Below are 25,638 nucleotides of genomic sequence, written 5' to 3'. Positions count from 1 at the left end.
CCCGCGCCGGAGCCGCACGGGCGCCACGTCGCGCGTGGGGAGCGGAACCACCTGTCGTGGATGCGGAGGGCGCCGGGTGGACGAGGCGACGTTCGCGGCGCCGCTGTGGGCCTGGGCGGCGGTGGGCGCGGTCATCGCCGTCATGCTGGCCGTGGACATGCTCTCCCACCGTGACAACCACGTGATCGAGCTGCGCGAGGCGCTGGTGTGGAGCGGCGTCTGGATCACCGCCGGGCTCAGCTTCGGCCTGGTGGTCTGGCTCTGGCGGGGCGGCGAGCCGGCCGTGGCGTACTTCTCCGGTTACCTGCTGGAGAAGGCCCTCTCGGTCGACAACGTCTTCGTCTTCGCGCTGCTGTTCGGGTATTTCCGGGTGCCTGCCGCGTACCAGCACAAGGTGCTCTTCTGGGGGGTCGTCGGGGCGCTCGCGTTCCGGCTGGCCTTCATCTTCACCGGCGCGGAGCTGCTGGAGCGGCTGGCCTGGGCCGGGGTGGTGCTCGGCGCCTTCCTGATCTGGACCGGGTGGCGACTCGCGGTGCGCGGCGAGCCGGACGTCGCGCCCGACCGCAACGTGGCGGTCCGGTTGTTCCGGCGGATGGTCCCCACCGAGCCCCGCTATTACGGCGGGCGGTTCACCGCTCGGGTCGACGGTCGGCGCAGGGCGACGCTGCTGCTGGTGGCGCTGGTCGCGATCGAGGCCACCGACGTGGTCTTCGCGATCGACTCGGTGGCGGCGATCCTGGCCATCACCACCGACACGTTCCTGGTCTGGACGGCGACGGCGTTCGCCGTGCTCGGGCTGCGCAGCCTCTACTTCTGCCTGGCCGGGCTGCTGCGGCACTTCGGCTACCTGCGGTACGGGTTGGCCGTGCTGCTGGCCTTCGCCGGGGCGAAGCTGATCCTGGCCGAGACGCCGGTGGGGAAGCTGCCGGTCTGGCTCACCCTGATGGTGGTCGTGGTGACCCTGTCGGCCGCGATCGGTTGGAGCGTGTTCGCCGCCCGTCGGGAACGACGCCGGCACGCGGGCGGCTGACCCACCGTCCCGGCGTGGGACCGCCGCCCCGGCGGCGGTCAGCCCGGCCGCACGACCGGGTCGGCGAGCTGGGCGGAGAGCACGGCGGGCGCCGCCGCCAGGGACGGGCCGTACCAGGTCAGGTGTCGCCCGGAGAGCAGGGCGCAGGGGACGCCGGGGAACGCCTCCGGCCCGTCGTCGGCGGTGAACCGGTACGGCTCGTCCGGCAGCACCACCAGCTCCGGCTCCCGGGCGCGCAGCTCGTCGAGGCCCGGCCGGGGATAGCGCTCGGCGTCGTCGGCGTACAGGTTGGTGACGCCGAGCCGGCGCAGCACGTCGCCGGCGAAGGTGTCGCCGCCCAGCACCACCCAGGGGCGGCGCCAGACCGGCACCACCGCCCGGCGGGGTGGTCGTGCCGCCGGCACGTCGGCCCAGGCCCGGCGGGCCGCGGCCAGCCACTCCGGTTCGGCCGGTGCGCCCAGCTCGCGGAGCAGGTCGGCCAGCTCGGCCAGCGCTCCGTCGACGGTCCGCGGGTAGGTCACCCGCACCGGTACGCCGGCCGCGACGAGCGCGTCTGCGTCGGCGCGGCGGTTCTCCTCGACGTTGAGCAGGACCAGGTCCGGTCGCAGCGCGAGCACCCGGTCGAGGTCCGGGTACTTGCTGCCGCCGACCCGCGCGACGTCCAGCCCCTCCGGGTGGGCGCACCAGTCGGTGGCCCCGACCAGCAGGCCGGGCAGCGTCAGCGCCACGGCCTCGGTCAGCGACGGCACCAGCGACACGACCCGCACCCCACCCACCTCCCGTCGGCCGACCGCCGGCCCGGGTCGATCATGCCTCGACCGTGGCCCGGTCGGCCGGGCGACCCTTGCGACGCGTGTACAACGTTGTAATACTCGCCTCATCCCCCAGGAGGTGCGATGAGGTCCCACGCCACACCGCCCGCGCCGCCCACCGGCCGGCCCCCCGTACCCGCCGACGACGAGGTTCCGGTGGAGGCGCTCGGCGACCTCTACCGGGACGGCATCACCGCCTGCCGCGGCGCCTTCGCCGTGGAGTGGGTGGACCGCGTCGGCGAGGACATCGACGCGGCCTTCCGGGAGGCCCGCTCCCGCCCGGACGGCGCGGTCGGCCGCGGCCCGCAACGGTGGTACGTGGAGATCCACCCCGAGCAGCTGCGCGGCTTCGTCGACCTGGTCACCCACCCGTGGGTGGTCTCGGTGTGCCGGGCCGTGCTCGGCCCCGACTACGAGATCGTCGAGCTGGGTTTCGACATCCCGTTCCCCGGCGCGGCGATGCAACCGTGGCACCGGGACTTCCCGATGCCGGAGGACACCCGGCGGCAGCGGCGGCTGACCTCGCTGGCGTTCAACCTCACCACGGTCGACACGGTGGAGGAGATGGGGCCGTTCGAGATCGCGCCGGGCACCCAGTGGGACGACGGCCGCGACTTCGACCACGAGATGTTCCCGCCCAAGGAGCGCTACCCCCGCTACGAGCAGCGGGCGGTCCGCAAGTACCCGAGGCGCGGCGACATCTCCGCCCGATCGGCGCTGACCATCCACCGCGGCACGCCCAACGTCTCCACGCTGGCGCGTCCGGTGCTGGTGCTCGGCGTCGACGCGCCCGGCGCGGGCAACGCCGGCCACCACGACATGGCGGTGACCCGGGGGTACTGGGAGAGCCTGCCCGAGCTGGTGCGTGCGCACCTGCCCTGCCCGGTGGTCGACGCCCTCACCCCGATCCGCCAGAAGCACACCATCGAGGGCCTGGTGATGGGCGCCGAGTGACCGTCAGGCGGGGCGGGGCTCGCGGCGTACGTCGTCGCTGTCCGGCCGCAGCCACTGCTGGCGGGTCAGCGCGTACTCGACCTCGCCGTGCTCCGCCCCGTCGATCATCTCCGGCCAGTCCCCGACGTACGTGCGCACGTAGCGCAGCCCGGCCTTCTCCATCACCCGGCGGGACGCCGCGTTGACGGTCATCGTGTTCGCGGTGACCCGTTCCACGCCCAGCTCGGTGAAGCCCTTGTCGATCAGCGCCCGGCAGCCCTCGGTGGCCAGGCCGCCGCCCCAGGCCGCCCGGCGCAGCCGGTAGCCCAGCTCCACCTCGTGGGCGTCGCCGTCGCGCGTCGGGCGGAACTCGAACCAGCCCAGGAACTCGTTCGACGCGCGGCTCAGCGCGGCCCACCAGCCCAGGCCCGGCGGCCGCCGGTAGTGGGCGAGGATCCGGGGCAGGGTGCGCTCGCGGATCACCTCGGGCGGGGTGGGCCGCCCGCCGGTGAGGTACCGCATCACCTCGGGGTCGCCGTCCAACTCGACGAGCAGGCCCGCGTCGTCGGCGGTGAACTCGCGCAGTGCCAGCCGGTCGGTGCTCAGGAAGATCGCCACCGGCCCATCCCAGCGTCGAGATCCGGGCGGCTCAACCGGATTTCCCGCCGCACCACCGCGGCACCGGCCATGATCGACGGCCTAGACTCGCCCCGGCCGACGGGTCGGCCCGGGTCGACGGCAGGACGGACGGATCAGGCGCATGACGAGCACCGGTGGCGGGGACGGTTCCTGGCTGCGCGTGGTACCCGGGGAGGGCGGACGGGGCCCGCTGCTCACCCGGGCCGGCCAGCTCGTGCACGGCGCCCGCCGCCTCGGCGAACTCGCGCACCGGCGCCCGACCGGCATCACCGGCCACCAGTGGAGCACGGCCACCCGGGAGGGCTACGACTTCGTCGTCTGCGCCGCCGACACGGCCCGGCCGGTCTTCGCCGTCGAGATCGGCCCGGTCGCGCCCGCCGGCTCCGCCGGGCAGCGCGCCGAGCGGATGAAGAACGTGGTCGCCGAGGCGGTCGGCCTGGCGGTGCTGCGGATCGGGTCGCCCACGCTGCGGGCCGACGAGCACGGGCGGCGGATCGTGGCGTACGTGATCGACGCCCGCGCCTACGCGGCGCTCGGGGCGGGGGAGCCGGAGGCGGCGGACGCGCCCGCGGTCGGGTTCCGCGACATCCTCGGCCGGCTCCCCGACGGGCGGACCGGCCACGTCAACGACCTCGGCGCCCTGGCCCGGGCCGCGGCGGTCGACGCGTACGTGTCGCGACGGTTGGTGGACCCCATCGTCCGAGGGCTGCACGTGAGCTGGCGGGGCGGGCCGGCCGAGGGGTGGAGCTGGGTCGAGGTGCGTCCCGGCGCCTGCCTGGTGGAGCGGGTGACGGTACGCGAGGAGCGCCTCTCCGCCGGCGTGGACCCCGCCCGTCTGGCCGAGGATCTGGCGGCGATGGCCGTCGGCGAGCGGCTGCACCACCTGGAGACGGCCGAGCCGGCCCTGACGCCCCGCGACGAGCTGCTCGCCGACATCCGCCGGCTGGAGTCGCGGCGTGACGAGATGGTGAACGGATTCGCCTTCGCGCACCTCTGCGCGGACTGAGCCGTCCGGTCGTCGCCGGCGCCACGACTGCCTCGAATTCTCCGGGCCGCGTTGAACCTTCGCGGCCGTCGTGCCGTACTCCTGCGGGAATGGACAGGATCTCCCCGTCCGCGCCCGGCGGCGCGGAAGACGGTGCGGAAAGGGCATCGTCGGTCATCGACGTGTCAACGGTCCGCCGCGACGACCTCCGTCGGGGTGTGCCATCTCAATTCCGTCGGTCCGCCCGAGGTCTCGAATCAACCACCGGATCGAGAAGGAGAGCAATTCGATGCGCAGGTCCACACGGGCGCGCCGGTCATCCGGTAACGCGCGGAGCAAGCGGCTGCTGGCCGTGGTCGGCACGCTCGCGGTCTTCGGCGGAGTCGTCGCCGTCACCCAGATCTCGTCGGCCCAGGACCGCCGGTCGGCCGCCACCCGGCCGGCCGCCGCGGCCTGCGTGGAGCCGAGCCCCGGCGCGACCGCGCCGAGCGGGCGTGGCACCACCCGGACCTGGCAGGACGGCCGGTGGGTGCGCAACCACTGGGGTGACGGGCAGCAGTCGGTCGCCGAGTGCCAGCAGGACCGGGCCGGCGGCGCCGACAACGGCGGCTCGGCGATCGCCTGCCCGGACGTGGCCGGCCGGCTGCCGCGGGTGCCCGACCGCGCGCGGGCCGAGGTCGACCGGAACCTGAGCCTGTTGCAGACCCAGATCGCGGAGGCCGACCGGCGGCTGGCCGCCGAGGGCCGCCGGGGGCAGGACTTCGTCCGCAGCGCGATCCTCCAGCCGCTGGCCGGGAAGCGTCGGGCGACGCTGGAGCGGATCACCATCGCGATCGACCGGGTCGGCCCCCGGCCGCAGGGCCTGGCCCGGCTGGCCGAGTGCCAGGTCGCCCCGACCGGCGGAAACAACAACGGCGGCGGCAACAACGGTGGGAACACCGGCGGTGGCAACAACGGTGGGAACACCGGGGGCGGAAACAACGGCGGGAGCACCGGAGGTGGCAACAACGGCGGCGGAAACAATGGTGGGCCGGGCGCCGGACTGGGTGTGATCGCGAACGACTGCGACGATAGCCGATTGCAGCCGCACGACGGTTTCCAGAACGGCAACCGCTGCGTCAGCACCGCGTTCGGCGAGGTCGGCGCGGCGGCCAACAACCCGTCGCTGCTGATCACCGACTTCCCCGGCGAGGTGAACGCCAACCAGCCGTTCACCCTCCGGGTGGCGACGCGGAACCTGGTCCGGGACCGCTTCCTCGCCGCCGGCCAGGGCGGCTACTACGTGGAGAGTTCCCTGCTCAACGAGCAGGGGCTGGTGCGGGGCCACTTCCACACCGCCTGCCGCATGCTGGACAGCCTCCAGCAGCCGCCGGAGCCCCAGGAGGTCCCGGCGTTCTTCGTGGCCACCGAGGACAGCCGCGGTGGCGCCGAGCCCGACGAGGTGACCATCCAGATCCCCGGGCTGCCCGAATCCGGCGTCGCCCAGTGCGCGGTCTGGGCCGGCGACGGCTCGCACCGGGTGCCGATGATGGAGCGCGCCAACCAGACCCCGGCCTTCGACGTGGTGCGCATCGAGGTGAACTGAACCCGCGCGGGGCCGTCCGGGGTACGCCCCGGCCCGGCCGGGTCGGCCCGGCGGCGACCCGAGCGGCACCGCGAGCGGTCAGGACGCCCCGACCGGCGTTGCCGTCAGCGCCGGCGCAGTGGTGCGAGCGCCTCGGCCCACGCGACCACCTCGGTGAAGAGCTGTTGCAACGCGGCGTCCTGGCGCTCCCCGGGGGTGAGAGTCGTAAATGCTTCGAAGTCCGTTCCGAGCGAGAGACTGACCTGGGTGCGAACGCCGGCCAGCTGAAGCGACGCCGCGATGAGCCGCAGATGCTCCACCGCGCGGGCGCCGCTCACACTGCTGCCGTAGGAGACGAATCCGGCGGCCTTGTTGTTCCACTCGCCGTAGAGGTAGTCGATGGCGTTCTTCAATGCCGAAGGGATCGACCGGTTGTACTCCGGCGTGACGAAGACGTACCCGTCGAACTCGGCGATCTTGCTGCTCCACGCCCGCGTGTGTGCGTGCGCGTAGTCGCCGAGCAACGGGGACCGTGGTTCGTCGAACACCGGTAGCCCGTAGTCCTCGATGTCCACCAGTTCGACGTCGATGCCGTCGCGCTTCCTGCCGTGCTCGGCGACCCACTCGGCTACCTGGCGGCCCACCCTGCCGGGACGGGTACTGCCGACGATGATTCCGATGCTTGTCACGTTGTTCCTCTTCCGCGCTCGTGAGCGCCTGCGGGCCGCTTCGGCGGCCGACCCGATCGTTGCCGAAGGCGGAAACGAACCGCGAACGCGCTCTACTCCCACCCCGCGAAACGCACTTTCGCCGCCGCTACTGACGACGGAGGAAGTGTTGCGAACGCCGACCGGACCCGGCCGGTGGCGTCAGGACCGCGTCGAGACCGTTCAGGCGGAGCCGGGTCGCGCCGCGCAGGTGCGCCAGGTCGGTGTCGCCGTTCCCCGTGTACGCGAGGAACGCCACCTGCTCGGTCCAGTCCAGGCGGGTCCCCTCCGACTCGGCGCGCAGGTGAACCGTCACCAGGGAGGTCCACCGCAGCACCTCGTCGACGATCGCCTTGTAGGCGTAGACGATCCGGTGAGGTGCCGCGATGTCGATGTACCAGGACCGGTACTCCAGCCGCTCCGGCGCGGTGTCCAAGGCGGTGAACGTGCTGCGCGCCGTCTCGCCGCCCCCCACCCGGAAGTCGTGGTCGTACGACGCGTCGGCGCCGGGGAGCCGGAACCATCGCCGCCGGAGCGCGGGGTCGCCGAACGCGGCGGCGACATCGACCGGTGGCGCGTCGACGTGGCGCGAGATCGTGAATGTCTCGTGCCGGACGCCCGAAGCGCGTCCCGCCGTACCGTGGTCGGCATTCTCGGTGACCATGCGTCCTCCCATGGCATCGCGCCACCCGGAGGGTGGCCGCCCGTCACTTACCATCAGTAAGAAACGTGCGGGGGCGGGGTTTACTCCGGCCCGGCGATACGCACTTTCGGGTCAGCTACGCACGTGGGAGGAAGAAACAGCATGGACACCGCGCTGCGCGCCGAGCTCGAATCGCGTGGAGTCGCCCCGGACTGCGTGGCAACCATCGTGCTCGTGCGCGACGTGCTCGCCCGCGTCGGTGACAAGTGGACCGTCTTGATCATCACAGCCCTGGCGTCCGGGCCGCTGCGCTTCACCGCCCTGCACGAACAGGTCGTCGGCATATCCCAGCGGATGCTGAGCCAGACGCTGCGCGCCCTGACCCGTGACGGCCTGGTGACGAGGACCGCGTACGCGGAGGTGCCACCCAGGGTCGAGTACGCGCTGACCCCGCTCGGCCGCTCGCTGAGCGAGGCCGTGGACGGCCTCGTGCGCTGGGTCCAGGATCACCAGGGCGACATCGTCGGCAACCGGGACGAGTTCGACCGGGCGCCCGCGGCGGAAGCAGCCGCGCCACCCGGCGCGTAGACCGGACGGCGTGCGCCCTCACGCGCCGAGCTGTGGTGGCGGGGTGGGCCCGTGCCGCCATCGCACCGCCGCCCGGCAGCCGGTCGACGGCCGGACCGAGGAATGCGTCGGCCGCTGAATGCGCCCGCTGCCGGACGCGGACCGAGGGAATGGCCGGCCGTGGGAAATGACCGGCGGGGCCCCGCTGATTCCGCAGCGTGACCCCGCGGGAACGCGAGCGTGAACCCGGCGGCCGGTCAGCGGTTCTTGTAGGCCTCGACGACCTCGACCGGGATGCGACCGCGCTCAGAAATCTTGTAGCCGTTCTTGACGGCCCATTCGCGGATGGCCCGGTTCTGCTCCCGGTCCATTCCCGAACTGCCCGGGGTGCCCGCCCGACGGGGTGCCCGCGTGGCGTCGATCGCGCCGCGACCGATCCGCCGGCCAGCGCTGATGTACGGGTCGAGGGCCTTGCGCAGCACGCCCGCGTTCTCGTCCGAGACGTCGATGGTGTATGCCACGCCGTCCAGGCTGAACTCGACGGTCCGATCGGCCTTTCCGCCGTCGAGGTCGTCGGTCAGAACCGTGATTACTTTTCTCGCCATCGCCGATTACTCCCTGTGTGGGGCGGGGTGTGGTCAAAGTTTGACCTATGCCGCAGCAATTGCGCAACAATACGCGTCGTTTTCATTTCGGCGGGTCGCGTTATCGCGGGAAAACCGCGTGGACGGCGCGCAAAGGCTGGGCAGTTCAGTCGCCCAGCAGGCCGGCCTGGCCGGCGAGCGCCGCGGCCTCGGCCCGGCTGGACACCCGCAGCTTGCGCAGCAGCGCCGCCGTCATCCGCTTCACGGTGCGCTCCGAGACGTGCATCCGCTCGGCGATCTCCACGGTGCTGTGACCTCCGGCGATCGACCGGAGCAGGCGCTGCTCCTCGACGTCGAGGTCGACCGGGCTCGCCCGGCCGGGTCGCAGCAGCGCGCGCAGCAGCTCCGCCGGCAGCACCGCCCAGCCCTCCAGGACGGCCAGCAGCGGAGGCAGCAGCTCCTCCGGCTCGGCGGTCTTCGGCAGGTACGCCTCGGCGCCGGCCCGCAGCGCCTCCAGCGCGGGTTGGGGGTCCGTCCCGCCGGACATCGCCACCACCCGCACCCGGGGCATGGTCCGGCGGATCGCCGCCACCGCCCGGATCCCGCCCGGCGGGGGCATGTGCAGGTCCACCAGCACCAGGTCGGGCAGGCACCGGCTGACCAGCGAGGCGGCGGACGAGGCGTCGCCGGTGGACCCCACCACCTCCGCCCGCCCGTCCGTCGTGGCCGGCAGCAGCAGCTCCAGCCCACGGACGAAGAGCGGGTGGTCGTCCACGACGGCCAACCGGACGACGGGGAGAGCGGGCATGTCTGGACCCTTCCCGAGCGGGTACCGATCATGCGGCGACGCGCCGAACGAGGGGGGACGGGCGGATGCGGGGACGGCACGGGTTCCAGGGACCGCGGCGAGGGCTCCGACGGGCGGGGCCGGGCCCGGACGCCGGGGACCTGGCGCTCACCGACGCCGACCCGGACCTGCTGCTGCGCGTGCTCTGCCACGAGTTCCGCACCCCGGTCGCCACCCTCACCTCGCTCACCCGGGCCCTCGCCGACGACCGGAGCCCGCTGACCGGCGACGACCGGCGGGCCGTCACCGCGCTCGCGCACGACCAGGCCGTACACCTGGCGGACCTGCTCCGGGTCGCGGTGGCCGGCAGCTCGGCCCTCGCGCCGGCCACGTGGCCGGCCGAACCGGCGGCGCCACTGGCGGAGATTCTGCGCGGGGCGGCGGTCCTCGTGCCCCGGCACCGGCGCCGGATCCGGGTGACCCGGCGGGCCGGCGGCTGTCCCGTGCCCGAGCGCCGGACCCGGCAGGTGCTGACCAACCTGGTGGAGAACGCGCTGCGCCACGGCCCGCCCGAGGGCCGGGTGGGGATCCACGCCGCGCTGCGCGGCTCCGGCCTGAGCATCCTCGTCGTCGACGAGGGGCGTGTCGACGCGGCGCTGGTCGAGGCGCTGCGCCGGCCCGCTCCCGCCCCGGGGGTGTCCGGCCTCGGGCTCTGGATCGTCCGGCGGCTCCTCGCCGCCGACGGCGGGCGGCTGCACCTGCACCGGCTGCGGCCGCGCGGGGTGGCCCTCGAGGCGGTGCTCCCCCGCGCCGCTCCGACAGGTTGACCCCGCCGGGTCACCGGTCGGCCCGGACGGGCCGCCGTCCCCGGGAACCTCCTCGGCGACAGCCGACCGCACCGAGGAGGACAGGTGTTCAGCCACATCAAGGACCTGCAGTTCGAAGCCAAGCCGGACGGCCCCGACGCCGCGTTCGCCCGCCGGCTCCAGGAGATCCTGGGCGGCAAGTGGGGTGAGATGACCGTCGCCAACCAGTACCTCTACCAGGGCTGGAACTGCCGGCTGCCGGGCAAGTACAAGGACCTCTTCCTCGACGTGGGCACCGAGGAGATGGGCCACGTCGAGATGATCGCCACGATGATCACGCGACTGCTGGAGAACGCGCCGCTCTCACTCCAGGAGGCCGCTGACGACAACCCGATGGTCGGGGCGATCTACGGCGGGTCGAACCCGGCGCACTTCATCCACGGCGGCGGCGGGGCGCTGCCGACCGACAGCAACGGCGTGCCGTGGAACGCCGCCTTCATCACCGCCAGCGGCAACCTGATGGCCGACTTCCAGCTCAACGTCACCGCCGAGGCGCAGGGCCGGCTCCAGGTGGCGCGGTTGTTCAACATGACCGACGACCCCGGGGTCAAGAACATGCTGCGCTTCCTGCTGGCCCGCGACACCATGCACCAGAACATGTGGATGGCGGCGATCGAGCAGCTCAAGGAGGACGGCCTGGAGGAGATGCCGGTGCCCGACGCGTTCCCGGACTCGAAGGAGTTCACCGAGAAGTTCAGCTACACGTACCTGGACTTCTCGCCGGGCACGGACGCCTCCGAGGGGCGCTGGGCGTCCGGGCCGGCGCCCGACGGCAAGGGCGAGTTCCGCTACGACCACAGCCCGCGCGCGCACGCGCCCGAGCCGGTCCTGCCGCCCGGCGACCCGCGCCTCTACGGCACGAACCCGAGCCTCGCCGGGGGAGTCGTCAACAAGGTAAAGAGCAAGATCACCTGACGTCCTCGCGCCGGGCCGTCCGCGAGCGGCGGACGGCCCGGCGACGCCCGTACCCGGAGGAGGTGTGCCGTGACCGAACTCGTGCTCCGCCCGCTCGCGGACGCGTTCATGCAGGTGGGTGTCTACGTCGCCGTCATGGTGGCGCTCTTCGGCTGGCTGCGCTGGCGCTACGGCGACCGGGTCACCGACGGGCTCACCAACCGGCCCCGGCTCGGCCCGCTGGTCGGCGCGCTGCTGGGCGTCAGCCCCGGCTGCGGCGGGGCGATCGTCCTGATGCCGCTCTACGCCCGGGGGAAGGTCTCCTTCGGCACCGTGATCGCCGCCCTGGCGGCCACCATGGGTGACTCGTCCTGGGTGGTGCTCGCCTGGAACCCGCTGTTCGCCCTCCAGATCCACGCGCTGCTCTTCGCGGTGGGCCTGGTGACCGGGTACGTCGTCGACGCGCTCGGCATCGACCCGGCCCGCGCGGCCGACCGGCGGGCGGCCAGCCCCGCGCCGGTCGGCCTCGCCGCCGTCGGCGGGCCGGACCTCGCCGGATCGCGGCGGCTGCTCGGCGGGCTGCCCCGGGTGCCCGCGTCCACGGCGTTCTGGGGGTTGACCACGCCCGCGTTCGCGGTGTCGGTGCCGGTGGTCTTCCAGATGGTCGACCCGGCCGCGCTGACCCGTTCCCTCGGGGGCGTCGACCCGTACCTGGCGCTGGGGGTGCTCGGCGCGCTGACCGCGGCGCTGATCTTCGCGGCCGGCCGGGGACGGCTCGCCGACGACACCCTGGAGACCGCGCAGCCCCGCTCGCTGCGCCAGACGCTGCGGCACAGCGCCCACGAGGCGTCCTTCGTCACCGTCTGGGTCGCCGTGGCCTACCTGGGCTGGCAGGTGGTGACCACCACGACCGGTTTCGACGGCTCGCAGCTCGCCCTCACCGGCCTCGCCGGCGTGCTCGTCGGCGCGGGGATCGGCCTCATCCCCGGCTGCGCCGTGCAGATCGTCTTCACCGGCCTGTACGTCAGCGGCGGGTTGCCGCTGCCCACGCTGGTCGCCAACGCGATCAGCCAGGACGGCGACGCGCTGATCCCACTCGCCGCGCTGCGCCGGCACTCGGCGGCGCTGGCCACCGTCATCACCACCGTGCCCGCGGCGGCCGTCGGCGCCGCCCTGCTCGTCCTGCTCTGACGCGACCGGAGGGAGATCCCGATGTCCGTGGCGGTCCCGATGCCCCGCGTGCGGCGCAAGCTCGTCGTCTTCGCCGCGCTCACCGGCGTCGCGGCGCTGGCCGGGCTGCCCGGCTGGACGGTCGCCGCGCTGGCGCTGACCAGCCTGGCGATCCCGTTCGCCGTGGCGGTCGCCGAGGGCGGCGCCCAGGTGCGTGAGCTGCTGTTTCCCTCGCGGGCCGCGACGCGGCGCAGTGGTGTGGGTCACAGTCAGGAACAAGGGGAACGCTTTGTTACTTGAGTTGGACACGCTCAACTCAACGCGATAGCAGGTGTTCGATGGCAACTCTCCCGGTACTGCCCCTGACCGACGCCGTGCTGCTGCCCGGCATGGTCATCCCGGTGACCCTCGACCCGACCACCCAGGCCGCCGTCGACGCGGCCCGCGCCACCGGTGACCACAAGCTGCTCGCGGTGCCCCGCCTCGACGGCGAGTACGGCCCCGTCGGCGCGGTCGCCACCATCGAGAAGGTCGGCCGGCTGCCCAGCGGCGAGCCGGCCGCCGTCGTGCGCGGCCTGTCCCGTGCCCGGATCGGCTCCGGCGTCCCCGGGCCCGGCGCCGCCCTCTGGGTCGAGGCGACCGAACTCGACGAACCCGCCCCCGCCGGCCGCGCCCGCGAACTCGCCCGCGAGTACCGCGCCCTGATGACGTCCGTGCTCCAGCAGCGCGGCGCCTGGCAGGTCATCGACGCGATCGAGCGGATGACCGACCTCTCCGAGCTCGCCGACTCGGCCGGCTACGTCTCCTGGCTCAGCCTCGCCCAGAAGACCGAGCTGCTCGCCGCGCCGGACGTCACCGCCCGGCTGGAGCTGCTCGTCGGCTGGGTGAAGGACCACCTGGCCGAGCAGGAGGTCGCCGAGCAGATCAGCACCGACGTCCGCGAGGGGCTGGAGAAGTCCCAGCGGGAGTTCCTGCTGCGCCAGCAGCTCGCCGCCATCCGCAAGGAACTCGGCGAGGACGAGCCGGACGGCTCCGCCGACTACCGCGCCCGCGTCGAGGCCGCCGAGCTGCCCGAGAAGGTACGCGAGGCGGCGCTGCGCGAGGTCGGCAAGCTGGAGCGGGCCAGCGACGCCTCCCCGGAGGCGGGCTGGATCCGCACCTGGCTCGACACGGTGCTGGAGATGCCGTGGAGCACCCGCACCGAGGACAACACCGACCTGGCCGCGGCCCGCGCGGTGCTCGACGCCGACCACGCCGGCCTGGCCGACGTGAAGGACCGCATCCTGGAATACCTGGCGGTGCGCAACCGCCGCGCCGAGCGCAACCTCGGCGTCGTCGGCGGCCGCGGCTCCGGCGCGGTGCTCGCCCTCGCCGGCCCGCCCGGCGTCGGCAAGACCAGCCTCGGCGAGTCGGTCGCCCGCGCGCTCGGCCGCAACTTCGTGCGGGTCTCCCTCGGCGGCGTCCGCGACGAGGCCGAGATCCGCGGCCACCGGCGCACCTACGTCGGCGCGCTGCCCGGCCGGATCGTGCGCGCCCTGCGCGAGGCCGGCTCGATGAACCCGGTGGTGCTCCTCGACGAGGTGGACAAGCTGGCCGTCGGCTACTCGGGCGACCCGGCCGCCGCCCTGCTGGAGGTGCTCGACCCGGCGCAGAACCACACCTTCCGCGACCACTACCTGGAGGTCGACCTCGACCTCTCCGACGTGCTCTTCCTGGCCACCGCCAACGTGGTGGAGACCATCCCCGGTCCGCTGCTGGACCGGATGGAGCTGGTCACCCTGGACGGGTACACCGAGGAGGAGAAGGTCGCCATCGCCCGGGACCACCTGCTGCCCCGGCAGCGGGAGCGGGCCGGGCTGACCGCCGAGGAGGTCACCGTCGACGACGAGGCCCTGGCCCGGATCGCCGGCGAGTACACCCGGGAGGCCGGCGTCCGGCAGCTCGAACGCTCGCTCGCGAAGATCCTCCGCAAGGTCGCCGTGGCGCTGGCCACCGAACCGGGCCCGGTCCGCGTCGACACCGGCAACCTCGCCACCTACCTCGGGCGGCCGAAGTTCACCCCGGAGTCGGCGGAGCGGACGGCGGTGCCCGGCGTGGCCACCGGCCTGGCCGTCACCGGCGCCGGCGGCGACGTCCTCTTCATCGAGGCCACCAGCATGGAGGGCGAGCCGGGGCTGACCCTGACCGGTCAGCTCGGCGACGTGATGAAGGAGTCCGCACACATCGCGCTCTCCTACCTGCGCTCCAACGGGCGCCGGCTCGGGCTGGACCCGAACGCCCTCGCCGGGCGGCGGATCCACCTGCACGTGCCGGCGGGCGCGGTGCCCAAGGACGGCCCCAGCGCCGGCATCACCATGGTCACCGCCCTGGCTTCGCTGGCCAGCGGGCGGCCGGTGCGGCCCGAGTTCGGGATGACCGGCGAGGTGACCCTCTCCGGCCGGGTGCTGCCCATCGGCGGGGTGAAGCAGAAGCTGCTCGCCGCCCACCGGGCCGGCCTGACCGAAGTGATCATCCCGGCCCGCAACGAGCCGGACCTCGACGACCTGCCCGCCGAGGTCCGGGAGGCGCTGACCGTGCACACCCTGGCCGACGTCGCGGACGTGCTCGCCCTGGCACTGCGGCCGGCCGAGGCCGACACCGAGTCGCTGGACGGCCCGGCGCTCGCGGCCGTCTGAGCCTGCCGGGCGCTCCGGCGTGGCGGGGCCCCTGTCGTCGGGACGGACGACAGGGGCCCCGTGCTAGGCGGCGGCGCGGGTGCGGCCGAGCCCGAGCCGGCGCGCACCACGCCCCATGGCCCGCGACAGCCGGGCGGGCGCCGAGCCCGGCGCGGGGATCCGCACCGGCCGGACCCGGCCGTTGTGCAACGCGGTGAACCGCCACCCGTGGGCAGTCCGCACCACGACCAGGGTCTGCCGGGACAGCCGGCGGCGCGGCAGGCGCGAACGCCAGGGCATCAGCACCGAACCGGTGCCGTGCACGATCGCCACGTCGGCGGTCACCGCCCGGATCGACTCCACCTCGCCGACCAGCGCGGAGCCGGCGAGCACGCCCCGGAAGAGCCGGTCGTGCGCGTCCTGCATCGGCGCCCGCCCGGCCGCCCGGGTGCCGTCGTACGACACGTAGTCGGAGTCCTCGGTGAAGCAGGCGCCGTACGCGATCGCGTCGTTGTCGGTCCACGCCCGCAGCAGCCGGTCGAAGAGGTCGCGGATCTCCCTGTGGTCGTTCTCGGTCATGGTCGCCCCCTGCTAAAGTTCGACTGTCGAAATCTAAGCTAGCAGGAAGTTTCGAATGTCGAAAGATGAGCTGATCCGCCAGGTGGCCGGAGAGATTCGGCTGCTGCAGCAGAGCTTCGACGCCTTCGACGAGGCGGCCGCCGGCCGGCTGGGCATCAACCGGACCGACCTGCGGGCACTGGACGTCGTCCTCGGCCGCGGCCCGGTGACGGCCGGCGAGTTGACGACGGCGCTGCGGCTGAGCCCGGCGGCCACCACGACGGTCATCGACCGGCTGGAGCGGGCCGGCCTGGTGGCGCGCACCCGGGACGCCGCCAACCGGCGTCGGGTGCTGGTCGAGGCGACCGAGGCGGCCCGGGCGGCCGAGCGGAGCATCTACCGGCCCGTCGGGGAGGCCGGCCTGCGCGCCCTGGCCCGCTACGACCAGCGGCAACTCGAAACGATCATCGACTTCCTCGGCACCGCCCGCGCCGTGCAGCAGGAGCACACCGAACGGGTGACCGGGGAGCCGGCTGACTGACTCCCGCCCGCAAACGGGCGTGGCCCCCGCCGCAACGGGGGGGGCCACGTCGGTGCGTCAGCGCCGGTTGCGCCGGTCGTCGAAGTCGCGGTCGCGGCGCTCGCGCCGGTCGGCCCCGTCGAAGCGGCGCTCGCCGCCCCCGTCGCCGTCACGGTCCCGGCGTACGGTCGCCTTGCGGCCCTTGATGGTGCTGCCGCGCAGCCCCGCGATCACCTCGTCGGCGACGCCCTGGGGCACCTCCACCAGCGAGAACCGGTCGGCGATCTCGATCGACCCGATGTCCCGGCCGCTGACGCCGGTCTCGCCGGTGATCGCGCCGACCAGGTCCTGCGGGCGGACCCCGGCGCGCCGGCCCAACCCGATGAAGACCTGGGTGGTGCCGCCGGTACGGGGCCGGGCGCCGCCGCGCCGCTCGCCGCGACCGCCGCCCTCCGGCCGCCCCTCGCGCGGACCCCGGACCGGGACCTGCGGGATCTCCTCCTCGTCGTCCGAGCCCGGCGAGGTCGCCTCGTGCGCCAGCTTCACCGCCGCGAGCGCCACCTCCACCAGGTCGAACTCGTCGGTCAGCGACTCCACGATCGCCCGGTACGGGTCGAGGTCGTCCTCCAGCAGGCTCTCCCGCAGCGCCCCCTGGGTCAGCTCCAGCCGCCGGGTGCGCATGTCCGCCACCGTCGGGATCTTGTCGATGGCGATCCGCTGGCCGGTGACCCGCTCGATGGTCTTGAGCATCCGGTGCTCGCGCGGCTCGGCGAGGGTGATCGCGACGCCCTCCCGCCCGGCCCGGCCCACCCGGCCGATCCGGTGCACGTACGACTCGGGGGCCGACGGGACGTCGTAGTTGACCACGTGGGTGAGCTGCTCGACGTCCAGCCCGCGGGCGGCCACGTCGGTGGCGACCAGCAGGTCGGCGGTGCCCGTGCGCAGCCGGCCCATCACCCGGTCGCGCTGCTCCTGGCTCATCCCGCCGTGCAGCGCCTCGGCCCGGTAGCCCCGGCCGTTCATGGTCTCGGTGAGCCGGTCGACCTCCTCCCGGCTGCGGCAGAAGACGATCGCCGCGGTGGGCGACTCGACGTCCAGCACCCGGCCCAGCGCCGCCGGCTTGTGCCCCCGGGCGACGATGTACGCGCTCTGCCGCACCCGGGGCGCCTCGCCGGCGACCGGCTGCTCCCGGGCGATGAGGATGCGCACCGGGTCGGTCAGGTGCTGGCGGGCCAGCCCGTCGATGCGCGCCGGCATCGTCGCCGAGAAGAGCACCGTCTGCCGCTGCGCGGGCGCGTGCTCCAGGATCGCCTCGATGTCCTCGGCGAAGCCCATGTCGAGCATCTCGTCGGCCTCGTCGAGCACGACCGTGGCCAGCGAGCCCAGGTCGAGCGTGCCCCGGGCGATGTGGTCCAGCGCGCGGCCCGGGGTGGCCACCACGACGTCCACCCCCGCGTCCAGGGCGCGCAGCTGCCGGCCGATCGGCTGCCCGCCGTAGATCGGCAGCACCCGCGCGCCGAGGTCCTTGCCGTAGCGGTGGAACGCCTCGGACACCTGCACCGCGAGCTCGCGGGTCGGCACCAGCACCAGCGCCACCGGGGCGCCGGGCCGGTCGTCGGGCATCCGCTGCAGCAGCGGCAGGGCGAACGCGGCCGTCTTGCCCGTACCGGTCGCGGCCTGACCGAGCAGGTCCCGGCCGGCCAGCAGGGGTGGGATCGCCTCCCGCTGGATCGGCGTGGGCTCCTCGTAGCCGAGGGCGGAAAGCGCGCCCAGCAGCTCGGCGCGCAGCCCGAGATCCGCGAAGGCGGGCGCCTCGTCGGGGGCGTCCGGGGAGGGGTCGGTCGGTGGGTCGTGCCGTACGGGTGCGGAACTCATACGACAAGTTTTTCATCACCACCGGCCGGTGGTTTCGCCGACCGGCACAACAGCCCGCCCGGGGTGGGGCGCCGCCCCGTGCCGGCGACCCACCCCGGGCGGGGTCAGCGAGTCAACAGGGCCAACACGACGGCGAGCCCGATGACCGTGTCGAAGACCGCGCACCACTCGGCGTAGCCGCGCGGGACGACCCTGTCGGCGCGGTGGTGCGCCACGTCCCAGACCGCGTGGCCGAGCCAGCCGGCGGCCACCAGCCAGCCGGCCAGCTCACCGTCGACCGTCATGGCGGCCAGGACCAGTGCCGCCCAGGCGACCAGGCCGGCCAGCTGGAGGGCGAGCGTCCGGCGCTCGCCCAGCCGCCCGCGCGCCGCGCCGATGACCAGGTAGGCCGCCGGCAGCGCCAGCAGGAACAGCGCCGGGGGCACCGCCGGGGAGAGGAGCATGTCCAGCGTCATCAGCAGCGCGAGCCCGGTCGGCCAGCGGCGCGCCAGCGCCGCGACCAGCCGGTGACGCCGGACGGCGGGGGCGGCGGCCGGGTGCCGGGCGTACTCCGCCCGCCGGTGCAGCACCGCGAGCGCCATCGCCGGGACCATCAGCAGGTGGCTGCCGAGCAGCAGGGCGTCCGCCCCGAGCAGCCCGACCTCGAACGGTACGAGCAGCACCAGGACCGGCAGGTACATCGCCGCGGTCATCTCGCCGACGGCGGCCCAGGAGTGGCGCCGGTACCGCATCCACACCGCCATGCCGATGCTCATGTCCGTCGCCATCAGCACGGCGTCGACGTCGGCCCGCCCGAGGAGGGCGGACAGGCCGAGCGAGGTGCCCACGTTCGTCCGGAGCGGCCCGAGCAGCAGCATTCCGGCGACCATCGCCAGCGCCATCTCCAGCAGGTGCCGCAGCAGCGCGGCGTGCGGTCGCGCGGTACGGGGGTGGCCGGCGTGCGGCGCCGTCCGGCAGGTGTTCGTCGTCATCTCCGTCATGCAGTCGAGCCTGCTGTCGGGTGGGCGCGGAGAACACCCGCGCGGTGTCACCCGTCGACGGTGCGGAACGCACGGCCGATCCGTGCGTCCGGCGGTACGGCGGTGCGCCGGTGTCGCCCCTACCATTCGGACCGTGGCGTTCGACCCGACGGTGTCCGGACCGGACCGGCACCTGCGTCGGGCCCGGGCCGGCGCGCTGGTGTCCCTGGCGGTCGGGGCGGCCTCCGCCCTGGCCCTGCCGGCGGTCGGGCTGGCCCGGGAGCCGGCGGGCCTGCGGGTGGCGCTCGGTTCGGCGGGGCTCGCCGCGGTCGCCGTGGTGCTGGCCGGGGCGTTGTACGCGGCCGTCACGCCGGACGTGACCGACCGGGTCCGCCGCCGGTGCCGCCTGGCGTTCGCCGTGGCGGCGGTGCTGAGCGTGCCGCTGGTCGCGCCGGTCGCCGCCGGGACGTGGCCGACGTGGGCCTGGCTGGGCGCGTCGATCGTCGGCGCGGTGCCGCTGGTCGCCCGGCTCCGGGCGGTGCTGCCCGTGGCGGCGGCAACCGTGGCCGTCGCCGCGGCGGTGGCGGCGGCCACCGGGACGTCCGTCGGCCGGTCCCTGGTGGTCAGCGGCGGCGTCGGCCTCGGCCTCGCCGCCGTGACCGGGTTCCAGGTGTGGTTCTGGGACCTGCTGGTGCAGGCGGGCCGGGGGCAGGTCGCCCAGGCCCGGCTCGCGGCGGCGCAGGAGCGGCTGCGCTTCGCCGGCGACGTGCACGACCTGCTCGGGCACCACCTCACCGTCATCGCGCTGAAGGCGGAACTCGCCGCCCGGCTCGCGCCGACCGACGCCGAGCGGGCGGGCCGGGAGGCGGCCGAGGCGCAGCGGTTGGCCGCCACCGCGCTGACCGAGCTGCGCCGCACGGTGCACGGCTACCGCCGCGTCGACCTGGCCGAGCAGGTCACCGCCGTCGGGCAGGTGCTGCGCTCCTCCGGGGTGCGCTGCACGGTGGTGCCGCCCGCCGGCGAGCTGCCGGCGGAGGCGGCCGCCCAGCTCGCGGCGGTGCTCCGCGAGGCCGGCACCAACGTGCTGCGGCACAGCCGGGCAGGCTGGTGCCGGATCGAGATCGACCAGGAGGCGGACGTGGCGCGGATGACGGTGACCAACGACGGCGCGGGCGCGGCCACCGCGACCGACCGGCACAGCCACGGGCTGCGCGGGCTTGCCGAGCGGCTGGCCGCCGTCGGCGGTGAGCTGCGGACCCACCAGGAGGACGGGGTCTTCACCGTCGAGGCGACCGTGCCGACGGCGTCATGATCCGGGTCCTGCTCGCCGACGACGAGGAGCTGATCCGGGTCGCCCTCGCCGCCCTGCTGGACCTGGAGGAGGACCTGACGGTGGTGGCGCAGGCGGCCGACGGCGCCGGCGCGGTGACCGCCGCCCTGGCCCACCGCCCCGACGTCGCCGTGGTCGACCTGACGATGCCCGGCCCGGACGGCTTCCAGGTCGCCGCCGAGCTGACCCGGGTGCTGCCGTCCTGCGCGGTGGTGATCCTCACCGGCCAGGGCCGCCCCGCGCACCTGGCCCGTGCGCTCGCCGCCGGGGCCCGCGGGTTCCTGCCCAAGGGCGCGCCCGGCGGGGCCCTGGCCGACGTGATCCGGCGGGTGCACGCCGGCGGCCGGTACGTCGACCCGGCGCTGGCCGCCGACGCGCTGACCATCCCGCCGTGCCCGCTGACCCCGCGCGAGCTGGACACGCTGCGGTTGGCCGAGGACGGCGCCCCGGTGGCGGTGGTCGCCCGCCGGGCCCACCTGTCCAGCGGCACGGTCCGCAACTACCTCGCCGCGGCGGTGCAGAAGCTCGGTGCGACGAGCCGGGCGGAGGCGGCGCGGACCGCCCGGGACAACGGCTGGCTCTGACCGGGCCGCCCCGACGTGCCCGGGGCGCGGACCGGTCGGGGACGACGGCTGGCGCGGGGCGGGTCATGCCTGCGCGCCGGGCGCGGACGGCGCCGAGCGGCTCGCGCGGGCAGGCCGCCGGCTAGCCTGGCGGCGTGCGTACGGTCGAACTGCTCTGCTCGCCGGGCCTGGACGCGGCGGTACGCGGGGCGTGGGCGCGGCTGGCCGCGGCGGGGCTGCCCAGCCTGGCCCGCAACGCCCACCCGACGAACCGGCCGCACCTGACCCTCGCCTCGGTGGACGAGTTCCCGCCCGGCGCGCGGGAGCGGCTGGCGGCCCTGGTCGACGCGGCGGTGCCGCTGCCGGTGCGGCTGGACCGGATCGCCGTCCTCGACGGCAGCGCCCCGCTGGTGTGGCTGGTCCACCCGTCGCCGGCGCTGAGGGCGCTGCACGCGGCGGTCTGGGACGTGCTCGCCGGGGCGACGGGACAGCATCCGTGGCATGCCCCGGGGCGGTGGCTGCCGCACCTGAGCCTGGCGCTGCGCTTCCGCGACGCCGACCGCCGGCTCGCCCGCGCCGTGGCGGGCGTCGACCGCCCGGTCGGCGCCTTCGTGGCCGGGCGCAGCTACGACGGGGAGAGCCGGACGGTCAGCCCGCTCGGCGGCGCCGAGGAGTGACCGGCGGCATCGTCGTGACCGGCGCTGGCGGGTCCACGCTGCTGCCGTCCGACCGCGTGGCATCGGCACCCGGCCCGGCGGCTCCCGTCACCTCGGTCACGGGAGCCGCCGGGCGGCCGGCACCCTCGTCGCGGTCTCACCGGTCGGACGGCGGGCAGGCCCTGCTCAGCGGTGGAAGCGCAGGTAGTCGAACTGTGCGGTGACGGCCGGTTCGGCGCCGCCGTGCGCGACCAGCCCGATGCGGGGGGTGGTGTCGGCCGGGAAGGTCCACACCCCGCCCCACGTCCAGTTCCGCCCGTCCCGGCTGGAGCCGGCCCGGAACTCGTGCTCGCCGGTGGCCGGGTCGACCCGGTGCGCCAGCCGCAGCCAGGTGGTGGTCGCCGGGGTGCCGACGATGTTGCCGCCGTACACCGGCCGGCCGGCGAAGGGCAGCTCGTAGCCGTACTCGACCTGGCGGGTGTTCCAGATGGCGACCTGCGCCAGCCGGGCGAAGCGGTCGTCGTCGACGTAGGCGACCAGGCCGGCCTGCTGGTAGTTGCGCACGGTCTCCTCGCCGAGGTCGAGGGTCACCTTCGTCTCCACCACGTAGTCGCCGGTCGGCGCGTCGCGCAGCAGCACGCCGGCGGTGTTGCCGGTGCCGGTCAGGTCGGCGCCCTGCACCGGCCAGCGCAGCGCCCCGCCGGAGACGGTGGCCGCCGGGTCCGGTCGAACCCACCGCCACGCCGGGTCCAGCCCGTCGGTGAACTCGTCGGAGAACGCCGGCAGCAGGCCGCCGGCCCGGGGCCCGGGCACGGTGTGCCGCACGGGCCGGTGCAGCCGGGCGACGCTGACGTTGTCGAACCCGGCGTCCCCGCCGGTGGCGGTCAGCGCGATCCGGCCGACGACCGGCCGCTCCAGCCGCAGCGAGACCACGGCCACCTGGTCGCCGAGCCGCGCCGGGCTCAGTTCGGCCGTGAGCTGCCGGCCGCGTACCTCGACGGCGAGGTTGTGTCCGGCCGCCGCGTCGAAGCCGGCGGGCAGCGGCGCGCTGGCCGTGCGGGCGCCGTCCCGGGCGACCAGCCTGCCGGCGGCGGCGTCCACCCGCACGGCGACGCGGTCGCCGAGGGTGAGCCCGGCCGCGCCGGCGGCGGCCGGGCGCAGGTCGGCCTCCGCCCGCACGTCGCCGCCGACGGCGGTACGACCGGTCAGCGTGCCGTTGCCGGTGAGCCGGCCGTCGGTGATCCGCCAGTCCCCGACGGTGTCGCGCCAGTCGGCGAGGCCGGCGTCGAAGCGCTCGTCCACCCGGCCGGTGGTGACGGGCGCGGGCCGTGCGCCGTCCGACGGGCCGGCGCCGGCGTTCACGGTCGGCCAGCCGTCGATCCAGTCGAGGCGGTCCAGCAGCATGGGCCGCTCGTTGATGCCGAACGGCTCGTCCAGGTACGGGTCGGCCCGGTCGATGGCGTGGTAGACGATCCAGTCCTGGCCGGACAGGTCGGTCAGGAAGCCGTTGTGGCCGGTGCCGATCCAGCGGTTGCCGTTCTGGGCGAGCACGGGGGTGCCGCCGGCCCGGGACGCGGTCAGCGGGATGCCGTCGCGGTCGACGAACGGGCCGCGCGGGCTGCGGGACCGGCCGACGTGGACGGAGTAGCCGGTGGCCGGGCCGGCGCAGCAGTTCGCGGTCGACGCGAACAGGTAGTACCAGCCGTCACGGCGCAGCACGTAGCTGCCCTCGAACTTGTTGTCGATGGCGACCAGGGTCGGCGTGCCGACGGCGCGCAGCCCGTCGGGGGAGAGTTCGGTGACCGAGATGCCGCCGTAGTAGCTGCCGTAGTAGAGGTAGTGCCGGCCGTCGACGTCGGTGAACTGGCTCGGGTCGATGGTCCACAGCCAGCCGCCGCCACCGCCGGGGCGGGGCGCGACCACGGGTTCGTCGGCGAAGGTCCAGGGGCCGGTCGGGGTGGGCGCGGTGGCCGCGCCGACGGCGAAGTCGCCGCCGTCGGGGGAGACGGTGGTGTCGGTGACGGTCACGTACATGACCCAGCGGTCGCCGACCCGGCGCACGTCGGGGGCCCAGAAGCCGGCGCCGGGCGCCGCGTACGCCGGGCGCTGGTCGGCGCCGAAGGCGTCCCCGACGTACGTCCAGTCGACCAGGTCGGCGGAGCGGGCGGTGGGCACCCGGTGGAAGGTGCCCTCGCCCTCGCGCAGCGGGTCGGTGGTGCCGTACGCGTACCAGAAACCGTCCTCACCGCGGACGATGACCGGGTCGGCGAAGGTGTCGGCGAAGCCGGCGGAGACCGGGTTGCGGTAGCGGGGGTCGGGGGCGGCGGCGGCCGGCGCGGACGCCGTCCCGGCCAGGACCAGACCGATGACGGCGGCGAGCGCGCCGGCGCGGCGGAGATGTCGCATCAGACCTGCCTCGGGTGGGGGATGTCGACCAGGATCAGTGCGTCCGTTTCTACAACGTTGGATACAACGTTGTAAAGACTCGCTGAACCTTCGGTGGGCGCCGCAGAGTGCCCGTGCCAGCATGGGCCGGTGACTACCGCCGCCACGGACGGCCGGGCTCTGGCCCGGCTCGCCGCCCTGCTCGCCGACGACACCCGAGCCACCATCTGCCTGGCCCTGCTCGACGGCCGGGCGTGGACGGCCGGGGAGCTGGCCCGGCTCGCCGGGGTGGCGGCCTCCACCGCCAGCGACCACCTCACCCGCCTGGTCCGGGGCGGCCTGCTGGTCGAGCAACGGCAGGGGCGGCACCGCTACGTCCGGCTCGCCGACCCCTCGGTGGCCCAGCTGATCGAGGACCTGGCCGGCCACGCGCCGGCGCGGCCCGAGCCGGCCCGGTCACTGCGCGCCGCCCGCGCCGGCGCCGCCCTGGCGTACGCCCGCACCTGCTACGACCACCTGGCCGGCCGCCTCGGTGTGCTGCTGCGCGACGCGATGCTCACCGGCCGGCTGCTCGACGGCGCCGACGGGCTGGCGCTGACGCCGGCGGGGCTGGGCTGGCTGGACGGGCTGGGGGTGCCGGTCGCGCCGCTGCGGGCCGCCCGCCGTCCGCTGGTGCGCGACTGCCTGGACTGGACCGAGCGCCGCCCGCACCTGGCCGGGGCGCTGGGCGCGGCGCTGTGCGACCGCTTCTTCGAGGTGGGCTGGCTGACCCGGGGCGGGGGCCGCGCCGTCCGGCTGACCCCGGCCGGCGCTCCCGCGTTGGCCGCCGCGCTCGGCCTCGCCCCGGCCGACCTCGCGCCGGACGCCGCACCGGACACCGGCGGGGGCCGCGCCTGACCCGGCAGCCCGGCATGCCGGCGGTAGTCAAGTCCGATCACCGACGGGTGCGCGGTTGCGCTGCACCGGCCGCCGCCACCGCGACCGACCCCGGCCGGGCCGCACCCTCCGGCCGACAGTTCGGCGGGCGCCGAAGGAACCAGGCCCTACCGTCGCGGCGTGACCGTCAACGACCTCGTCATCGCGCCGGCGCCCGGCACGCCGCCCTGCGCCCCGCCCGCCTTCGACCCGGACACCGGCTGGACGGTGACCCGGCACGCCGACGTGCGGGCGGTGCTCGCCGACGCGTCCTGCCAGGTGCCCGTCGCCCCGGCCGGAGCGCCCGGCACCCTGGCCTGGCTGCGCGGCTCCGTCAGCCGGTTCAGCCATCCGCGCCGGCACCCGGCCCGCCGGGCCGCCGGCGTCGCCGCCCTGGCCGCTCTCGACCCCGACGAGCTGCGCGCCGCCGCGGCCCGGCTGACCGGGGACGCGCTCGACCGGGCCGGTGACCGGCTGGACGTGATGGCGACCCTCGCCCGGCGCGTACCGCTGTCGGTGCTGGCGGCCCGCCTGGGGCTGGCCGACCCGGACGCGGCCGTGCCGGCGGTGACCGCCGTGGCGGCCGCCTACCACCCGGGTGCGGACGCCACCCGGGTCGCCGTGGCCGACCGGGCGGTGGCGGCGCTGGTGGCGATGACGCCGCCGGGCCCGCCCGAGGAGATGGCGAACCGGATCGGCCTGCTGGTCCAGGCGTGCGACGCCACCGCCGGATTGATCGGCGCGGCCACCCGCCACGGCCTGCCGCTGCCCTCGACCGTGCCGACCGGCGACCTGCTCGCCGAGGTGCTGCGCCTCGACCCGCCGGTGCGCGGCACCCGGCGGGTCGCGGTCGCGCCCGTCCGGCTCGCCGGCCGCGACCTCGCGCCGGGCGACGAGGTGCTGCTGCGCTTCGACGCGGCGAACCGGGATCCCGCGGTGCACGCCGACCCCGACCGCTTCGCGCCCGGCCGGCCGGGGTGGTGCAGGGCGTGGAAGGCGGCGCAGCGTTCGTTCATCGGTTCTCCACCTCGATCTTCGTGGG

Annotated in this window: 26 protein-coding genes; 16 read left to right on the top strand and 10 right to left on the bottom strand. The window is 75.1% G+C overall.

The window, feature by feature from the left end:
• Positions 1 to 76 precede the first annotated feature (76 nt).
• Complete coding sequence (locus ACSNOB_RS17200) at positions 77 to 1,030, top strand: TerC family protein (protein WP_436687564.1); 954 nt, start codon at positions 77 to 79, stop codon at positions 1,028 to 1,030.
• 38 nt (positions 1,031 to 1,068) lie between these two features.
• On the opposite strand, the gene ACSNOB_RS17195 is transcribed toward ACSNOB_RS17200, so the two are convergent.
• Positions 1,069 to 1,797: a helical backbone metal receptor gene (locus tag ACSNOB_RS17195; protein ID WP_436687563.1), complete on the bottom strand. Its 729-nt coding sequence runs from the start codon at positions 1,795 to 1,797 to the stop codon at positions 1,069 to 1,071.
• A 129-nt stretch (positions 1,798 to 1,926) separates the two neighbouring features.
• Here ACSNOB_RS17195 and ACSNOB_RS17190 point away from each other — a divergent pair, with 129 nt between their 5' ends.
• Positions 1,927 to 2,796: a phytanoyl-CoA dioxygenase family protein gene (locus ACSNOB_RS17190; protein ID WP_436687562.1), complete on the top strand. Its 870-nt coding sequence runs from the start codon at positions 1,927 to 1,929 to the stop codon at positions 2,794 to 2,796.
• A gap of 3 nt (positions 2,797 to 2,799) precedes the next feature.
• Here the strand turns inward: ACSNOB_RS17190 and ACSNOB_RS17185 are convergent, their stop codons facing one another.
• Entirely contained in the window at positions 2,800 to 3,393 is a 594-nt protein-coding gene (locus ACSNOB_RS17185) for a GNAT family N-acetyltransferase (RefSeq protein ID WP_436687561.1), read from the bottom strand.
• 142 nt (positions 3,394 to 3,535) lie between these two features.
• Between ACSNOB_RS17185 and ACSNOB_RS17180 the strand changes: the two genes are divergently transcribed.
• Together ACSNOB_RS17180 and ACSNOB_RS17175 are read left to right on the top strand one after the other, a co-directional pair.
• Positions 3,536 to 4,420 (top strand): hypothetical protein, encoded by an 885-nt coding sequence (locus ACSNOB_RS17180; protein WP_436687560.1) that lies wholly within the window; start codon positions 3,536 to 3,538, stop codon positions 4,418 to 4,420.
• 268 nt (positions 4,421 to 4,688) lie between these two features.
• Positions 4,689 to 5,984, top strand: coding sequence for a hypothetical protein (locus tag ACSNOB_RS17175; protein WP_436687559.1), 1,296 nt, complete (start codon positions 4,689 to 4,691; stop codon positions 5,982 to 5,984).
• 104 nt (positions 5,985 to 6,088) lie between these two features.
• On the opposite strand, the gene ACSNOB_RS17170 is transcribed toward ACSNOB_RS17175, so the two are convergent.
• Positions 6,089 to 6,652 (bottom strand): NADPH-dependent FMN reductase, encoded by a 564-nt coding sequence (locus ACSNOB_RS17170; protein ID WP_436687558.1) that lies wholly within the window; start codon positions 6,650 to 6,652, stop codon positions 6,089 to 6,091.
• A gap of 127 nt (positions 6,653 to 6,779) precedes the next feature.
• Positions 6,780 to 7,334 (bottom strand): SRPBCC domain-containing protein, encoded by a 555-nt coding sequence (locus tag ACSNOB_RS17165; RefSeq protein WP_436687557.1) that lies wholly within the window; start codon positions 7,332 to 7,334, stop codon positions 6,780 to 6,782.
• Positions 7,335 to 7,475: 141 nt separating this feature from the next.
• On the opposite strand from ACSNOB_RS17165, the gene ACSNOB_RS17160 reads away from it, so the two are divergent.
• Positions 7,476 to 7,901 carry a winged helix-turn-helix transcriptional regulator gene (locus tag ACSNOB_RS17160; protein ID WP_436687556.1) on the top strand — a complete coding sequence of 142 codons (426 nt, stop codon included), beginning with the start codon at positions 7,476 to 7,478 and terminating at the stop codon, positions 7,899 to 7,901.
• 236 nt (positions 7,902 to 8,137) lie between these two features.
• Here the strand turns inward: ACSNOB_RS17160 and ACSNOB_RS17155 are convergent, their stop codons facing one another.
• Both ACSNOB_RS17155 and ACSNOB_RS17150 read right to left on the bottom strand, forming a co-directional pair.
• Positions 8,138 to 8,485, bottom strand: coding sequence for a histone-like nucleoid-structuring protein Lsr2 (locus tag ACSNOB_RS17155; RefSeq protein WP_436687555.1), 348 nt, complete (start codon positions 8,483 to 8,485; stop codon positions 8,138 to 8,140).
• Positions 8,486 to 8,630: 145 nt separating this feature from the next.
• Complete coding sequence (locus ACSNOB_RS17150; RefSeq protein WP_436687554.1) at positions 8,631 to 9,272, bottom strand: response regulator transcription factor; 642 nt, start codon at positions 9,270 to 9,272, stop codon at positions 8,631 to 8,633.
• Positions 9,273 to 9,337: 65 nt separating this feature from the next.
• Between ACSNOB_RS17150 and ACSNOB_RS17145 the strand changes: the two genes are divergently transcribed.
• The 5 genes from ACSNOB_RS17145 to lon all read left to right on the top strand — a co-directional run bounded on the left by ACSNOB_RS17145 (position 9,338) and on the right by lon (position 14,856).
• Positions 9,338 to 10,078: a sensor histidine kinase gene (locus ACSNOB_RS17145; protein ID WP_436687553.1), complete on the top strand. Its 741-nt coding sequence runs from the start codon at positions 9,338 to 9,340 to the stop codon at positions 10,076 to 10,078.
• Between the two features lie 84 nt (positions 10,079 to 10,162).
• Entirely contained in the window at positions 10,163 to 11,032 is an 870-nt protein-coding gene (locus ACSNOB_RS17140) for a manganese catalase family protein (protein WP_393109109.1), read from the top strand.
• Positions 11,033 to 11,101: 69 nt separating this feature from the next.
• Positions 11,102 to 12,202 (top strand): putative manganese transporter, encoded by a 1,101-nt coding sequence (locus ACSNOB_RS17135; RefSeq protein ID WP_436687552.1) that lies wholly within the window; start codon positions 11,102 to 11,104, stop codon positions 12,200 to 12,202.
• A gap of 21 nt (positions 12,203 to 12,223) precedes the next feature.
• On the top strand, positions 12,224 to 12,481 hold the full coding sequence (locus ACSNOB_RS17130; RefSeq protein WP_436687551.1) for a hypothetical protein: 258 nt from the start codon (positions 12,224 to 12,226) through the stop codon (positions 12,479 to 12,481).
• Between the two features lie 38 nt (positions 12,482 to 12,519).
• Complete coding sequence (gene lon / locus ACSNOB_RS17125; RefSeq protein ID WP_436687550.1) at positions 12,520 to 14,856, top strand: endopeptidase La; 2,337 nt, start codon at positions 12,520 to 12,522, stop codon at positions 14,854 to 14,856.
• A 63-nt stretch (positions 14,857 to 14,919) separates the two neighbouring features.
• Here the strand turns inward: lon and ACSNOB_RS17120 are convergent, their stop codons facing one another.
• On the bottom strand, positions 14,920 to 15,414 hold the full coding sequence (locus tag ACSNOB_RS17120) for an SgcJ/EcaC family oxidoreductase (protein ID WP_393109117.1): 495 nt from the start codon (positions 15,412 to 15,414) through the stop codon (positions 14,920 to 14,922).
• A gap of 55 nt (positions 15,415 to 15,469) precedes the next feature.
• Between ACSNOB_RS17120 and ACSNOB_RS17115 the strand changes: the two genes are divergently transcribed.
• A complete protein-coding gene (locus tag ACSNOB_RS17115; RefSeq protein ID WP_393109119.1) occupies positions 15,470 to 15,934 on the top strand; it encodes a MarR family winged helix-turn-helix transcriptional regulator in 465 nt (154 codons plus the stop codon).
• 57 nt (positions 15,935 to 15,991) lie between these two features.
• Here the strand turns inward: ACSNOB_RS17115 and ACSNOB_RS17110 are convergent, their stop codons facing one another.
• Entirely contained in the window at positions 15,992 to 17,788 is a 1,797-nt protein-coding gene (locus ACSNOB_RS17110; RefSeq protein ID WP_436687549.1) for a DEAD/DEAH box helicase, read from the bottom strand.
• A 104-nt stretch (positions 17,789 to 17,892) separates the two neighbouring features.
• The gene (locus ACSNOB_RS17105) at positions 17,893 to 18,768 is read right to left on the bottom strand and encodes a hypothetical protein (protein ID WP_436687548.1); all 876 of its coding nucleotides are present in this window, start codon (positions 18,766 to 18,768) and stop codon (positions 17,893 to 17,895) included.
• Between the two features lie 133 nt (positions 18,769 to 18,901).
• Between ACSNOB_RS17105 and ACSNOB_RS17100 the strand changes: the two genes are divergently transcribed.
• The 3 genes from ACSNOB_RS17100 (at position 18,902) to ACSNOB_RS17090 (ending at position 21,317) form a co-directional block, all read left to right on the top strand.
• The gene (locus ACSNOB_RS17100) at positions 18,902 to 20,059 is read left to right on the top strand and encodes a sensor histidine kinase (RefSeq protein WP_436687547.1); all 1,158 of its coding nucleotides are present in this window, start codon (positions 18,902 to 18,904) and stop codon (positions 20,057 to 20,059) included.
• On the top strand, positions 20,056 to 20,661 hold the full coding sequence (locus ACSNOB_RS17095) for a response regulator transcription factor (protein ID WP_436687546.1): 606 nt from the start codon (positions 20,056 to 20,058) through the stop codon (positions 20,659 to 20,661). The genes ACSNOB_RS17100 and ACSNOB_RS17095 overlap by 4 nt, the downstream gene beginning before the upstream one ends.
• A gap of 134 nt (positions 20,662 to 20,795) precedes the next feature.
• Positions 20,796 to 21,317, top strand: a complete 522-nt coding sequence (locus tag ACSNOB_RS17090; RefSeq protein ID WP_436687545.1) for a 2'-5' RNA ligase family protein — start codon at positions 20,796 to 20,798, stop codon at positions 21,315 to 21,317.
• A 165-nt stretch (positions 21,318 to 21,482) separates the two neighbouring features.
• On the opposite strand, the gene ACSNOB_RS17085 is transcribed toward ACSNOB_RS17090, so the two are convergent.
• The gene (locus ACSNOB_RS17085; RefSeq protein ID WP_436687544.1) at positions 21,483 to 23,702 is read right to left on the bottom strand and encodes a family 43 glycosylhydrolase; all 2,220 of its coding nucleotides are present in this window, start codon (positions 23,700 to 23,702) and stop codon (positions 21,483 to 21,485) included.
• Between the two features lie 129 nt (positions 23,703 to 23,831).
• Here ACSNOB_RS17085 and ACSNOB_RS17080 point away from each other — a divergent pair, with 129 nt between their 5' ends.
• Positions 23,832 to 24,578, top strand: a complete 747-nt coding sequence (locus ACSNOB_RS17080) for an ArsR/SmtB family transcription factor (RefSeq protein WP_436687543.1) — start codon at positions 23,832 to 23,834, stop codon at positions 24,576 to 24,578.
• Positions 24,579 to 24,737: 159 nt separating this feature from the next.
• The coding region (locus tag ACSNOB_RS17075; protein ID WP_436687542.1) for a cytochrome P450 at positions 24,738 to 25,638 on the top strand (901 nt) is incomplete at its 3' end.

The organism is Micromonospora sp. URMC 106 (assembly GCF_051386395.1).
Classification (GTDB): Bacteria; Actinomycetota; Actinomycetes; order Mycobacteriales; family Micromonosporaceae; genus Micromonospora.
The sequence above is the reverse complement of the archived record's forward strand: the minus strand, read 5'-3'. Positions and strand labels throughout refer to the sequence as shown.